Source organism: Chryseobacterium sp. GQ58 (genome assembly GCF_059758895.1).
Window position 1 is genome coordinate 174,640 of the sequence record NZ_JCAXEH010000004.1, and the last position, 13,231, is coordinate 187,870.

Consider the following 13,231-nt stretch of genomic DNA (forward strand, 5'->3'; position numbering starts at 1 on the left):
AGAAGGTTTAAAGTTTTTAGTTTAAGGTTTTCAGTTCAATGTTTAAGTTGAGCTTTTTGCCTTGTTCTTCTTACTTTTTACCTCTTAATTCTTAATCTTTTTACTATTTAAATCTTTTAATTTAATTAATCATTGAAGAATAAATAAACTTCAACGAGCTATTCACCATATCGATTACCGGCTGCGGGAAAATACCTAAAAGAATTACAAATACCGCAATACTTGCCAATACTGAAAATTCTACCGCCGATAAATCTTTTGCTGTGCTCAATACTGCCTCATCTCCTTGTCCGAACATTGCTTTTCCGTAGAATCTCAATAAGTAAACTGCACAAAGAATAACGGTAAGACCGGCAATAACGGAAGCCAATACATTAAAATCAAAAACAGATTTAATCAAAATAAATTCTCCGATGAAACCATTTGTCAACGGAACTCCCATTGAACCTAATATGATGATTAAAAACAAAACGGCAAATTTCGGAGCGACTTTCGCCAAACCTCCCATCTGTCTGATGTCTCTTGATTTAAACCTTTTATATAAAATATCTGCACAGAAAAATAAACCTACCACGTTGATACCGTGAGCAAATGTCTGTACCAAAGCTCCTTCGGCTCCTTCGATTGTAAAAGTTCCTCTTAAAGTAAGAACTGCGGAAGAGAAAATACCTGCAACCATTAATCCCACGTGAGAGAAAGAAGAATAGGCAATGATTCTCTTCATATCGACCTGAATAATAGCAATCAAAGCACCGTGAACAATTCCTATAATTGCTAAAATAATCACGATTTGCCCCGAAATTCCAAAGATAGCTGTTGGTGTAATCGGTAATAAATAACGCAGAACGCCATAAATTGCCATTTTAAGCATAATCCCCGATAATAACATCGATCCTTGAGTAGGAGAATAAGTATAAGTATCCGGTTGCCAAGTATGGAACGGGAAAACCGGAAGTTTTACTGCAAATGCAAAGAAAATAAACCAGAAAACAACAATCTGCTGAGTCTCGCCAAGGTTTGCGTTATACAAATCTGTCAAAGCAAATGATGCTGAGTGTGTGTAAACGTAGATTAAACCTGCCAACATAAACAAAGATCCCACGAAAGTATACACGAAGAATTTTGTGGTAAACTCCAGTCTTTTGTTTTCCTGACCCCAAAGTGCGGCGATAAACCAGATCGGAATTAAGGTTACTTCCCAGAAAATGTAGAACAGTAATCCGTCTAAAGCAGTGAAAACACCAACCAATCCGAATTGCATCAGCAAAATCAAACCGTAGAAAGAGTTTTTATAGCTTACATTTTCGTTAAATGAAGATAAAATAATTAATGGCATTAAAATATTAGTCAGCAATAAAAGCAGCATGCTCATTCCGTCAATTCCGAAATGAAGAGTGCTTTTAATAAATTGTGACCAGGGATACGTGATTTCGTATTGCAGCTTACTATCTACAGTCGGAGTAAAATCGAAATCCGAAAGTACATAAAAAGTAAGCAACATTTGAATCAAAGCAATTCCCAATGCCAGGTATTTGCTGGATGTATTTTTCCAAGCAAAAACCAATCCCGAACCTACAAGAGGTAAAAGTAATAATGTTAATAGTAAATAAGACATTATTGTAATATAAAGTTAACAATCAGTATAATTCCCACAGCTAAAGACATGATCAGAATGTAGTTTTCTACATTTCCGTTCTGAATACGTTTCATTGATCTTCCGCTGTCTTCAGCACCTTCTCCCACGTAATCTACGATACGGTCTAAAACGCCTTTGTCAAACATTTTTCCGCCACGTCCCAATCCTTCTACAGTTTTTACAATTAATGCATTGTAAAGTTCGTCTATATATAATTTTTTAGCAGAAAGCCTTTCCCATCCGGTATAATCTTCTTCAGCGATCGCTCTTTTTTTCTTATTAACGTACGTGTTTTTCACGAAAAACCAAACCGAGAAGAACATCAGAACCGTTGCGCCCAACAAGATCATTTCAGTGGTAAAGTTTACACCAGAAAGTGTAGTTTCCATTTGTTTGTAGCTTTCCGGTGTCAAAACAGGTTTTAGCCATTCCATTAATTTAGCATAATGACCGTGACCGATGAAGTGAGGAAGATTGATAAAACCTCCGACTACAGAAAGCACTGCCAAAACAATTAATGGTAAAGTCATATTTAATGGACTTTCATGTAAATGATGTTTTTGATCTTCCGTACCTCTGAATTCTCCATGAAAAGTCAAATAATACAATCTAAACATATAAGTTGCAGTTACAGCGGCTAAAACAAATAGCATTCCCCAGTAAATAGGGTTTTTAGCATAAGCTGCCACTAAAATTTCGTCTTTTGAGATCATTCCCGAAAGTAAAGGGAAACCTGAAATTGCCAATGTTCCGATCAGGAAAGTTGCGTGAGTAATTGGAATGTATTTTTTCAAACCTCCCATAAAACGCATATCCTGTTCATTGCTCATCGCGTGGATTACAGAACCAGCTCCCAAGAATAACAAAGCTTTGAAGAAAGCGTGCGTCATTACGTGGAACATTGCAGTTGTATATGCTCCTAAACCTAAAGCAATAAACATGAAACCAAGCTGTGAAACTGTAGAATATGCCAATACTTTTTTGATGTCATTTTGACGAAGTGCATAGAAACCTGCCAACGCTGCGGTTAAGAATCCGATTAATAAAATTCCGTCCTGAACGGTTGGAGCTAAAGTAAATAAGAAGTTTGATCTTACTACCAAATAAATACCTGCCGTTACCATCGTCGCAGCGTGAATCAATGCAGAAACCGGTGTCGGACCTGCCATCGCATCGGGTAACCAAGTATATAAAGGAACCTGAGCAGATTTTCCGGTAGCACCGATAAATAAACTCGCTGTAATAAATATGATGATCGTTCCGTCTAGTTCAAATTTTCCTGCGTTTTGAGCTACTGTTAAATAATCAACTGCGTTTGTTTGAGAAGCAATCATAAAGATTCCGATCAACAAAGCAAGGTCACCAATTCTGTTCATGATGAAAGCTTTTCTTGCCGCTTTCCCATATTCTTCGTTGGTGTACCAGAAACCGATGAGTAAGTAAGAACACAAACCTACACCTTCCCATCCGATGAATAAGATTAAGTAGTTGCTTCCCATTACCAAAAGTAACATCGAGAAGATAAATAGATTTAAATAAGTAAAAAACTTATAAAAACCTTTATCATGACTCATATATCCGATAGAGTAGAGGTGAATCAGAGATCCGATTCCTGTGATGATCATCACCATCATCAATGACAGCTGATCAATCTGGAAACCGAAGTTGATTTGAATTCCATTAACTCTGAACCATTCAAAAGCTTTTACGATTACGGGTTGGCTTTCAGAATCAAAGTTCAGAAATAAGCTTACCGCAATACAGAAAGATCCGAAAACAGCAATCGTTGCCAAGCTTCCAACAACTATTTTTGGAAGATTTTTCCCGAATAAACCGTTAATAAGAAAACCTAAAAGTGGTAAAAGTATTATTGCATAGACTAAATTCTCCATTCTTTATCCTCTTAATTTATTAAATATACTCACATCCACAGAACGGGTATTTCTATATAGCATCGCAATAATTGCCAAACCTACAGCAACTTCTGCAGCCGCAACCACCATAATGAAGAAAACTAAAAGTTGTCCGTCACTGTTCCCGTTGTATGCTGAAAATGCAGCCAACAAAAGGTTTACAGAATTCAGCATAAGCTCCACACAACCCAAAATTACGATCGCATTTTTTCTCAACAACACTCCCAACACACCAAGACAGAACAAAACTGAACAAAGTATGATGAAATATTCCAAAGGGACGCTTTGCATAAATGTATTTACTTCTCCCATAATTTTATAAATCTCTTTTACCAATTAATACCGCACCTACAATACCTGCTAAAATCAGGATGGAAGCAAGCTCAAACGGCAAAACATATTCGTTAAACAAAAGTCTTCCAAGATTTTTTGTAAGACCAACGCCTTTATCTACGTTTTCTACAACCACGTGATTTTCCTGAATTCCTCTGAAAACCCCTAAAACCCCAATCAATAAAAGACAGGCTGTAAAAACTCCAACAAACTTTAAAGCATTGTTCTTCTTACTTTCGTCTTCTTTATTAAGGTTTAGCATCATCAAGATATAAAGGAATAAAACCATGATCGCACCTGCGTAAACGATGATCTGAATAATCGCTAAAAACTGAGCATTCAGAAGAATGTACATTCCGGCAATCGAAAACATTGTAACAATTAATGACAAAATAGCATAAAGAGGATTTCTCGCAAATACAAAGTAAACTGCACTTGAAACTGCTAAAAATGCCACCAAGAAAAATAAAAACTGATCCATTATTTTACCGCATTTTTTTGTTTCTCGGATTGTCTTGCTGTAATGTCAATCCTTTCATTTATTTTTTCAACCAACTTATCTTTTCCGTAAACGAAAGATCCTCTGTTGGTTTCTACATCTACCAATCTGTCTGTAAGATAAATAGCAGATTTTGGGCAAGCCTCTTCACACATACCGCAGAAAATACATCTCAACATATTGATTTCGTATACTGAAGCATATTTTTCTTCTCTGTAAAGATCTTTTTCTTCTTTTGTTCTTTCTGCCGCAGTCATCGTAATGGCCTCAGCCGGACATGCAACTGCGCACAATCCGCAAGCTGTACACCTTTCTCTTCCTTCTTCATCTCTTTTCAGCACATGAAGACCACGCCAAACTTTGGCTCTCGGTTTTTGTACCTCAGGATACTGAACGGAAGGAGCACCTTTTACAACGGTTTTCACAGCATGCTTAAGGGTAATTCCCATTCCTTTAAAAATCGCCGGAAGGTAGATTTTTTCAGAAAGGGTCATCTCTTTATTAGAAACAACTTTTGATCTGTTCGTAAGTTTCATTTATTATTGATATTAGATGTTAGACATTAGATTTTTTCAAATCCCGTCATTGATCTTAATTTTATTAATATTAATAGCTGATGATGAAAAACCGTAAGATAAAGTTTTAAATTTTATCATCAAATTATCGGATCAACTTATTTCATTTTTCTTAATTTCCGAATGCTAAAATAACTGCACCGGTAATCATAAGATTTAATAATGCCAATGGAATCAAAGTTTTCCAACCCAAATGCATCAACTGATCGTATCTGAATCTCGGAAGCGTCCATCTGATCCACATAAAGATCAAAATCCCTATGATTGTTTTAGTTAAAAACGCAACAATACTTAAAATTCCTGCAGCATTTTCTCCCCAATTCTGAGTTACCCATTCAATTCCCGGATAGTTGTAACCACCGAAAAACAAAACAACGATGAATGCATTGGATATAAACATGTTTACATATTCTCCAAACATGTATAAACCTAATTTCATTGAAGAATATTCTGTTGAATATCCTGTTACCAATTCAGATTCGCATTCAGGTAAATCGAAAGGGTGGCGGTTGGTCTCTGCCAAAGCCGCAACAAAGAAAATAAGGAATGCCAAAGGCTGATAAAGGATATTCCAGTTTAAACCGTCTAATTCAAAAAGACCCCAAAGCTTTCCTGAAGACTGAGTTTCTGTAATTACTTTTAAATCTAAACTTCCCGTCATCATGATGATTGAAAGTAATGCCAATCCCATTGCCAATTCGTAAGAAATCATCTGCGAAGAAGCACGGATTGCACCCAATAATGAATATTTGTTGTTGGAAGCCCAGCCTCCGATCATAATCCCATAGACACCAATGGAAGCCATTCCGATGATGAAAAGTACACCAACATCAATATTGGCAACCTGCAAGTCGTAAGAAACTCCGCCAAAATTTAAGGTTTTACCCCAAGGAATAACAGCTCCGGTAATCAATGAAATAAACATTACCAATGCCGGTCCCAAAACAAAAAGGAATCTTTCAGCGTTTGCGGGAGTAAAATCTTCTTTAAAGAAAAATTTTCCACCATCTGCAAGCGGCTGTAATAATCCGAATGGTCCTGCTCTGTTTGGCCCGATTCTGTCCTGCATGATTGCTGCAACTTTTCTTTCTGCCCAAGTAGAGTAGGCTGCTACCGTCAATGATAACAGGAAAAGTGCCAGTACAAGTATTAATTTAAATGTAAGTAAATCCATTCTGAATTTTAGATTTTAGATTTTAGATTATAGATTGTGAATTCATTTAAAATCTATAATTTAAAATTTATAATTTTTATTATAATTTTTCGTCTTTTTCGCTGATCTCTTTCGCCAATGGATTGTCTAAAACTCTCAATTCGTCTTTTGGCTTTTCATAATGATTTAAAGAAATTACCGAATGTCTGTCGATATGTCTTGGCCCTTCAATATTCCAGTCTGAAAGTTCTTTTCTATGGAAACGGCATGTATCACAGATAAATTCTTCAACCTCGCCCCATTGGTCTTTTCTTGCGGTAACTCTTATAATCTCGTCACCTTTCATATAAACTGTTGCTTTTCCTGAACATTTATCACATTTGCAAGTTGCATTCATTGGTTTTGTAAACCAAACTCTGCTTGAAAAACGTGCAGTTCTATCCGTCAAAGCTCCAACCGGGCAAACATCGATAACGTTTCCTATGAAATCGTTGTCTAATGCTTTATTTAAGTAAGTTGAAATTTCGGCATGATCTCCTCTGAAAAGAATTCCGTGTTCACGCTCACCAGTTAATTGATTAGCTGCCAAAACGCATCTTGCACACAAGATACAACGGTTCATATTCAATTTGATGTTCGGACCAAGGTCGTCTGCATCATATGTATTTCTTTCAAATTCGGTTCTGGTTTCGGGATTACCGTATTCATAGCCCAGATCCTGAAGGTGACATTCACCAGCCTGATCACAAACCGGGCAGTCTAAAGGGTGATTTACCAACAAAAACTCGGTAACGGCTTTTCTGCCTTCCTGAGCTTTTTCAGAAGAAAGGTTTTTCACTTCCATCCCGTCCATCACATTTGTTCTGCAGCTTGCTACCAACTTTGGCATCGGACGCGGGTCTGCTTCCGAACCTTTAGAAACTTCCACCAAACAAGTTCTGCATCTTCCTCCACTGGTTTCCAATTTGCTGTAATAACACATTGCCGGAGGAACAGATTTTCCACCGATTTGTCTTGCAGCTTCCAAAATAGAAGTTCCAGGCAAAACTTCGGTAGTTTGTCCGTCTATAGTTATTTTGAATTTTTTAACCTCTTCGCTCATATTTTTTCGCTTTATATGCGGTAAGCAATAGTTCTGTTTTATTAAATTAAAATCAAATTACTTTGATCTTTTTGTTTTATTAAATGTATATCCAATTCCAAAATTCACCTGTGCAAAGGTAAAATCCTGTAAAGCTTTATCCGGCTTATCGTTCAATGTAGTTTTAATATCCGGCATATTGATGTAGCCAAGCTTTCCTTCTGCCTGCAAAACAATATGTTTAATAATAACTACACTTACCGCTGCTCTCGCATCCAATCCGAATCCTGCCAAATGGAATCTGTCGCTTCTTTCATTTCCCATCAGTGTAACATTGGATTTTGGAAGTAAAGCACCAAGTCCGCCTCCATAACTCAGGAAAATACCGATATGTTTTTTATTTAAAACATTATGATATTTTTGAGCTCCAATATTTATATAATTAAGACCGTCTGTATGTTCGAATTGTAAAAATTCTCCACTATTCAGGTCTACTTTTCCGTTATTTACCATTCCTGCATATTCAGGATTATCAATATATCCTTTAAAATCTACAATCTGGTTTTGAGGCATTACATATTTCATATGATCCATTCCCAAAGAAATTCCAAAATTATCTTTCGGGAAAAAGGTAATTTTATAATTTACCTGCGGAATCGTTATATAAGCCGGATTAAAATATATTCCCCAATCAAACTTCGTCTGCCTGTCATTGGCAACAACGTTATTTAGTTGAAAGTCATATCCATTTCCTTTAAAACGAATATCAGATTTTGAATATTTTGCATTATTCCATCCCCAAAACAACATTACGCTTCCTTTTTTGAAAACTCTGCTGTTTTCCTCCTGTTTTTGTCCTTTTACATTAACTGAACTAAGTCCAATCAATAATAAAAGAACGAATATTTTTTTCAATTTGTGTTTTAATCTTTTTTAATTACTTGCTGTCGCCGGAATAGGGTCAGCATAATTTGCTAAGCCGTAGTTTTGAGTTAAACATAATTCAGGGTTTTTCACATGCCATTCGAATTCATCTCTAAAATGACGAATCGCTGCTGCTACAGGCCATGCTGCCGCATCACCCAACGGACAAATAGTGTTTCCTTCGATTTTTCTCTGGATATCCCAAAGCAAATCGATGTCTTCCATTTTACCTTCTCCTTTTTCTATTTTCTTTAAAATCTTGTGCATCCATCCCGTTCCTTCACGACAAGGAGTACACTGTCCGCAACTTTCGTGGTGATAAAATCTCGCCAAAGTCATGGTATGTTCTACAACACACTGGTCTTCATCCAAAACAATGAAACCTCCCGAACCCATCATCGTTCCGGTAGCAAAACCACCGTCTGCGAGAGATTCATAATTCATGTATCTTGGTTCTCCGTTTACTGTTTTCAATAATAAATTTGCCGGAACAATCGGAACAGAACTTCCTCCCGGAATACATGCTTTTAATCTTTTTCCGTTTGGAATACCGCCACAATATTCATCAGAATAAATGAATTCTTCAACCGTAATGGTCATATCGATTTCATAAACTCCAGGCTTATTGATGTTTCCGCAGGCAGAAATTAATTTTGTACCTGTAGATCTTCCAACTCCGATTTTAGCGTATTCAACTCCTGTAATATCAATAATAGGAACGATTGCCGCGATAGATTCAACATTATTTACAACCGTTGGTCTTTCCCAAAGTCCTTTTACAGCAGGGAAAGGTGGTTTTAATCTTGGATTTCCTCTTTTACCTTCAAGAGATTCAAGTAAAGCAGTTTCTTCACCGCAGATATAAGCTCCACCACCTCTTTGAACATAGATTTCACAATCGAAACCTGTTCCTAAGATGTTTTTACCTAAAAATCCCGCAGCTTTAGCTTCTTCAATAGCTTCTTCCAAAATATCAGGAATCCATGAATATTCTCCACGGATGTAGATATAAGAAACATTCGAACCTAAACAAAAAGATGAAATTAGCATTCCTTCGATCAATAAATGAGGAAGAAATTCCATCAAATATCTGTCTTTGAAAGTTCCCGGTTCAGATTCATCGGCATTCACGACCAAATGTCTTGGTACGCCTTCCGGTTTTGCCAGAAAGCTCCATTTCATTCCGGTCGGGAATCCGGCGCCACCACGACCACGAAGTCCGGAAGTTTTTACTTCTTCCAAAATTTCATCGGGCGTCATTTTCAAGGCTTTTTCAGCTGCCGTGTAACCTCCCTGTTTGCGGTAAGTTTCAAAATAGCGAATACCTTCTATATGTGCGTCTTTAAGTAAAAGTTTTTTACTCATCGTATATTTTAATTAATCTAAAGCGATTTGTCCTTCTCTGCAAAGATCAAGGATTTCATCTACTTTTTCTATCGTTAAATTTTCATGAAAGAATTTTCCCAACTGCATCATCGGCGCATATCCACAAGCACCAAGACATTCAGCAGGCTTTAATGTAAACATACCATCTTCGGTAGTTTCACCATCTTTTATGTTGAGTTTGGTTCTGATATGATTAAGGATCTTTTCGCTTCCGCAAACCATGCAAGGTCCCGTTCTGCAAACTTCCAAAACATATTTACCAACTGGCTTCATATTGAACATTGTATAAAAAGTTGCAACCTCGTATACTTCAATTGGCTTTATACTTAATAATTCAGCAACATAATCCATCACAGGAACGTCTAACCAACCTCCAAATTCCTTCTGTGCAATATGCAGCACAGGAAGAAGGGCAGATTTTTGTTTTCCTTCAGGATATCTAGCGATAATTTTATCTACCTGCTGTAAACTTTCTGGTTTAAAAGCTATTGTTTCGCTCATTTTATCTAAGATTTCAGATGCCAGATTTCAGACATCAGATTTTAAATTTATATATAAAAGCGAAGAGTCTAACATCTGCTGATGTCTGACATCTTCTTTTTATGCGTCTAATTCTCCCGCAATAATATTCATACTACACATTGTAACGATCGCATCTGAAATTACAGAGCCCGTAATCATCTCAGGATAAGCCTGATAATAGATGAAACAAGGTCTTCTGAAATGCAATCTGTACGGCGTTCTTCCGCCATCGCTTACCAAATAGAATCCTAATTCTCCGTTTCCACCTTCTACTGCGTGATAAACTTCTCCTTTCGGAATATCAGTTTCCCCCATTACGATCTTAAAGTGATAGATTAACGCTTCCATTTTATTGTAAACATCAGCTTTTTCTGGAAGGTAAAAATCCGGAAGATCTGCATGGAAATCCCCTTCAGGAAGATTTTCGTAAGCTTGTTTTATAATTTTTAAAGATTCCCAGATTTCCTGCTGACGAACCATAAATCTGTCATACGTATCGCCGGCGGTTCCTACAGGAATGATAAAATCAAAATCCTGATAAGAAGAATAAGGTTGTGCGACTCTTACATCATAATCTACACCTGCTGCACGTAAGTTTGGACCTGTAAAACCATAGCTTAATGCACGCTCAGCCGAGATTCCGCCTGCGCCAATGGTTCTATCCATGAAAATCCTGTTTCTTTCCAATAAAGAGCAGAATTCACCAAATCTTTTAGGAAATGTTTTAATAAAATCCTGAATAAGCTCATGGAATTTAGGATTGATATCTCTTTCAAAGCCTCCGATTCTTCCCATATTGGTTGTCATTCTGGCTCCGCAGATCTGCTCATACATATCGTAAATAGCTTCTCTGTCCTGAAACATATAAGTAAGACCTGTAATTGCGCCTGCATCCATCCCTGTAACTCCGTTGCAGATCAAATGATCTCCGATTCTAGCCAATTCCATAAGAATCACTCGGAGATAATCTACACGTTTCGGAACCTCAACACCCAAAAGTTTTTCTACCGTCATGTGCCATCCAAAATTGTTGATTGGCGCAGAACAGTAATTCATACGATCGGTAAGAGTTGTGATTTGAGTGAAGTTTCTCCTTTCAGAAATTTTCTCAAAAGCTCTGTGAATATATCCAACAGTCTGCTCAGCATGAAGAATCCTTTCTCCATCCATTGTGAGCACATTTTGGAAAATACCGTGTGTTGCAGGGTGAGTAGGTCCCAAGTTGAGGGTATATAGTTGCCCGTCAATTTGTTCCTTACTTTGGTGCTGGTTAAGTATATTAGATAATGAGTTATCTTTCATAATATTTATTGCAGATTTGATATTTAAGATTTGAAATTTTTAACTTCAAACATAAATATCGAATTTCAAATTTTATCTTCCGAACATTGCGTCGTCCTTATCCGTTCTTGTACCATCTTCAAGACGATATTCTTTCAGCATTGGATGATATCCAAGATCTTCCATATTTAAAATAGGCCTTAAATCAGGATGCCCTTTAAATTTAATTCCGTAGAAATCAAACGTTTCTCTTTCCATCCAGTTTGCTCCTGCATATAATTCGGTAAGAGAATCAACTTCTATGTTTTCTCTTGACATAAAGACTTTCAGACGAATTCTGAAATTAGTCATCATATTATGCAAATGGTAGATAACGCCTATTTCTTTTTCAGGAAATTCTGGGTAATGGATTCCACAAATATCTGTAAGAAAATTTATTTCTAAAGATGAATCCTTAAGGTAATGAATCACCTTTTTGATGTCTTCTTTTTTTATTTCAATAGTCAGCATCCCATAAGGCTCTGAACTTGAAATCACAGATTCCGGAAATTCTCTTGTTATTGCTTCTAATACAAATTCGTTCGTCATTTTTTCCGTTAATTGCTAATGTTGTAAGAATCTAACAATTTTTGATATTCGGGCATATCTCTTCTTCTGATGCTTTCGCTTTCTGCCAAAGCCTGCACCTGCATTACGCCTTCAATGATCTGCTCCGGTCTTGGCGGGCATCCGGGAACATAAACGTCTACAGGAATAATTTTATCAATTCCCTGTAAAACTGAATAAGTGTCAAAAATACCTCCGCTTGAAGCACATGCTCCGACAGCTACAACCCATTTTGGCTCAGCCATTTGAGTGTAAACTTCTTTTAAAACAGGGCCTAATTTTTTTGATATAGTTCCGCAAACCATCAACATATCTGCTTGTCTTGGCGAGAAAGAGTTTCTTTCCATACCAAATCTTGATGCGTCGTATGTTGGGTTTAATGTTGCCATAAATTCGATACCGCAACAAGAGGTTGCAAAAGGCAAAGGCCAGAGAGAAAACTTTCTTGCCATACCGACCACACTGCTCAGTTTTGTTGCGAAAAACCCTTCTCCTTCAAATCCTTCGGGAGCGGGGGCATCTGTTTTTATTATTGGTTTTTGATCTGACATTTTTGTTATTTTAAGATTTTAATTTAGATGATAAATTACGGTTGATGTTAACTTTAATTTAATCGCATTTATCTAAATTTCTTATTTAAAATTATAATCGTTATTTATCCCAGTCTAAAGCGCCACGTTTCCAAACATAGAAAAAGGCAAGAAAGAAAATCGCAACGAAAGTAAGCACGGCAAAGAATCCTTCGATACCAAATTCTCTGAAGTTTACGGCGTACGGATAAAAAAACACAATTTCAATATCGAATAGTACAAAAAGCACTGCAGTCAAGAAATATTTTATCGAGAACGGAGTCCTTGCATTTCCTTCAACGGCTACACCACATTCCCAACTTTGGTTTTTCACAGAATTCCCCTTTTTTTGCTTCGGCCCCAAAAAATGAGCTCCAAGTAAAGAAATAGCAACAAAACCTATGGCTACAGCGGCTTGTATGAGGATCGGAATATAACTTTCAGGTAAATTCATTTTTACATTATTATCTCAAGTTGCAAATTTAGGGAATAAACAAGAAAGCATGAAATTAATCAACTTAAAAGTATGATGAAATTGAGCAAAAGCAATAATTTAGAATCAATAAAAATAGCGTTTATTTCTTCATTTTTCTAAGGAGAAGAAGAGCCATAAAACCAATATAACCAAAAAGCACACTCGCATAAAGTATATTGATGATGGTATCTGTTCTGTCATCTTCTACCTGAAAAAAGACATTATAAGAGATAAATCCTGCAATCAGAACCGCAAAAAATATAAGATGTATTTTCATT

The 13,231-nt window shown here is 36.7% G+C and carries 15 protein-coding genes; all 15 read right to left on the reverse strand.

What is annotated here, in order from left to right:
* Positions 1 to 121: 121 nt before the first annotated feature.
* Positions 122 to 1,615: a complex I subunit 4 family protein gene (locus AC6CHK_RS12250; RefSeq protein WP_498096521.1), complete on the reverse strand. Its 1,494-nt coding sequence runs from the start codon at positions 1,613 to 1,615 to the stop codon at positions 122 to 124.
* A complete protein-coding gene (nuoL, locus tag AC6CHK_RS12255; RefSeq protein WP_498096523.1) occupies positions 1,615 to 3,528 on the reverse strand; it encodes an NADH-quinone oxidoreductase subunit L in 1,914 nt (637 codons plus the stop codon). The genes AC6CHK_RS12250 and nuoL overlap by 1 nt, the downstream gene beginning before the upstream one ends.
* 3 nt (positions 3,529 to 3,531) lie before the next feature.
* On the reverse strand, positions 3,532 to 3,861 hold the full coding sequence (nuoK, locus tag AC6CHK_RS12260) for an NADH-quinone oxidoreductase subunit NuoK (protein WP_498096525.1): 330 nt from the start codon (positions 3,859 to 3,861) through the stop codon (positions 3,532 to 3,534).
* Positions 3,862 to 3,865: 4 nt separating this feature from the next.
* Positions 3,866 to 4,363: an NADH-quinone oxidoreductase subunit J family protein gene (locus AC6CHK_RS12265; protein ID WP_498096527.1), complete on the reverse strand. Its 498-nt coding sequence runs from the start codon at positions 4,361 to 4,363 to the stop codon at positions 3,866 to 3,868.
* Positions 4,363 to 4,917, reverse strand: coding sequence for a NuoI/complex I 23 kDa subunit family protein (locus AC6CHK_RS12270; protein WP_498096529.1), 555 nt, complete (start codon positions 4,915 to 4,917; stop codon positions 4,363 to 4,365). Before AC6CHK_RS12270 ends, AC6CHK_RS12265 begins: the two co-directional genes overlap by 1 nt.
* A 151-nt stretch (positions 4,918 to 5,068) precedes the next feature.
* Entirely contained in the window at positions 5,069 to 6,130 is a 1,062-nt protein-coding gene (gene nuoH, locus AC6CHK_RS12275) for an NADH-quinone oxidoreductase subunit NuoH (protein ID WP_498096531.1), read from the reverse strand.
* A 79-nt stretch (positions 6,131 to 6,209) separates the two neighbouring features.
* Positions 6,210 to 7,211 carry an NADH-quinone oxidoreductase subunit G gene (locus tag AC6CHK_RS12280; protein WP_498096533.1) on the reverse strand — a complete coding sequence of 334 codons (1,002 nt, stop codon included), beginning with the start codon at positions 7,209 to 7,211 and terminating at the stop codon, positions 6,210 to 6,212.
* Between the two features lie 57 nt (positions 7,212 to 7,268).
* On the reverse strand, positions 7,269 to 8,105 hold the full coding sequence (locus AC6CHK_RS12285) for a hypothetical protein (RefSeq protein WP_498096535.1): 837 nt from the start codon (positions 8,103 to 8,105) through the stop codon (positions 7,269 to 7,271).
* 18 nt (positions 8,106 to 8,123) lie between these two features.
* Positions 8,124 to 9,479: an NADH-quinone oxidoreductase subunit NuoF gene (nuoF, locus tag AC6CHK_RS12290; protein WP_498096537.1), complete on the reverse strand. Its 1,356-nt coding sequence runs from the start codon at positions 9,477 to 9,479 to the stop codon at positions 8,124 to 8,126.
* A gap of 12 nt (positions 9,480 to 9,491) precedes the next feature.
* Positions 9,492 to 10,001, reverse strand: a complete 510-nt coding sequence (locus AC6CHK_RS12295; RefSeq protein WP_498096539.1) for an NADH-quinone oxidoreductase subunit NuoE family protein — start codon at positions 9,999 to 10,001, stop codon at positions 9,492 to 9,494.
* Between the two features lie 99 nt (positions 10,002 to 10,100).
* Positions 10,101 to 11,324: an NADH-quinone oxidoreductase subunit D gene (locus AC6CHK_RS12300; RefSeq protein ID WP_498096541.1), complete on the reverse strand. Its 1,224-nt coding sequence runs from the start codon at positions 11,322 to 11,324 to the stop codon at positions 10,101 to 10,103.
* A 72-nt stretch (positions 11,325 to 11,396) separates the two neighbouring features.
* Positions 11,397 to 11,891, reverse strand: a complete 495-nt coding sequence (locus AC6CHK_RS12305) for an NADH-quinone oxidoreductase subunit C (RefSeq protein WP_498096543.1) — start codon at positions 11,889 to 11,891, stop codon at positions 11,397 to 11,399.
* Positions 11,892 to 11,899: 8 nt separating this feature from the next.
* Positions 11,900 to 12,460: an NADH-quinone oxidoreductase subunit B gene (locus tag AC6CHK_RS12310; RefSeq protein ID WP_498096545.1), complete on the reverse strand. Its 561-nt coding sequence runs from the start codon at positions 12,458 to 12,460 to the stop codon at positions 11,900 to 11,902.
* A gap of 100 nt (positions 12,461 to 12,560) precedes the next feature.
* On the reverse strand, positions 12,561 to 12,932 hold the full coding sequence (locus AC6CHK_RS12315) for an NADH-quinone oxidoreductase subunit A (protein ID WP_498096547.1): 372 nt from the start codon (positions 12,930 to 12,932) through the stop codon (positions 12,561 to 12,563).
* A 121-nt stretch (positions 12,933 to 13,053) separates the two neighbouring features.
* On the reverse strand, positions 13,054 to 13,230 hold the full coding sequence (locus AC6CHK_RS12320) for a hypothetical protein (protein WP_498096549.1): 177 nt from the start codon (positions 13,228 to 13,230) through the stop codon (positions 13,054 to 13,056).
* Position 13,231: the final 1 nt, after the last annotated feature.

Excerpts from the sequence above, each read along its gene's own strand:
- AC6CHK_RS12250 (WP_498096521.1), bottom strand. The coding sequence starts at position 1,615 with ATGTCTTATTTACTATTAACATTATTACTTTTACCTCTTGTAGGTTCG.
- nuoL (WP_498096523.1), bottom strand. The coding sequence starts at position 3,528 with ATGGAGAATTTAGTCTATGCAATAATACTTTTACCACTTTTAGGTTTT.
- nuoK (WP_498096525.1), bottom strand. The coding sequence starts at position 3,861 with ATGGGAGAAGTAAATACATTTATGCAAAGCGTCCCTTTGGAATATTTC.
- AC6CHK_RS12265 (WP_498096527.1), bottom strand. The coding sequence starts at position 4,363 with ATGGATCAGTTTTTATTTTTCTTGGTGGCATTTTTAGCAGTTTCAAGT.
- AC6CHK_RS12270 (WP_498096529.1), bottom strand. The coding sequence starts at position 4,917 with ATGAAACTTACGAACAGATCAAAAGTTGTTTCTAATAAAGAGATGACC.
- nuoH (WP_498096531.1), bottom strand. The coding sequence starts at position 6,130 with ATGGATTTACTTACATTTAAATTAATACTTGTACTGGCACTTTTCCTG.
- AC6CHK_RS12280 (WP_498096533.1), bottom strand. The coding sequence starts at position 7,211 with ATGAGCGAAGAGGTTAAAAAATTCAAAATAACTATAGACGGACAAACT.
- nuoF (WP_498096537.1), bottom strand. The coding sequence starts at position 9,479 with ATGAGTAAAAAACTTTTACTTAAAGACGCACATATAGAAGGTATTCGC.
- AC6CHK_RS12295 (WP_498096539.1), bottom strand. The coding sequence starts at position 10,001 with ATGAGCGAAACAATAGCTTTTAAACCAGAAAGTTTACAGCAGGTAGAT.
- AC6CHK_RS12300 (WP_498096541.1), bottom strand. The coding sequence starts at position 11,324 with ATGAAAGATAACTCATTATCTAATATACTTAACCAGCACCAAAGTAAG.
- AC6CHK_RS12305 (WP_498096543.1), bottom strand. The coding sequence starts at position 11,891 with ATGACGAACGAATTTGTATTAGAAGCAATAACAAGAGAATTTCCGGAA.
- AC6CHK_RS12310 (WP_498096545.1), bottom strand. The coding sequence starts at position 12,460 with ATGTCAGATCAAAAACCAATAATAAAAACAGATGCCCCCGCTCCCGAA.
- AC6CHK_RS12315 (WP_498096547.1), bottom strand. The coding sequence starts at position 12,932 with ATGAATTTACCTGAAAGTTATATTCCGATCCTCATACAAGCCGCTGTA.
- AC6CHK_RS12320 (WP_498096549.1), bottom strand. The coding sequence starts at position 13,230 with ATGAAAATACATCTTATATTTTTTGCGGTTCTGATTGCAGGATTTATC.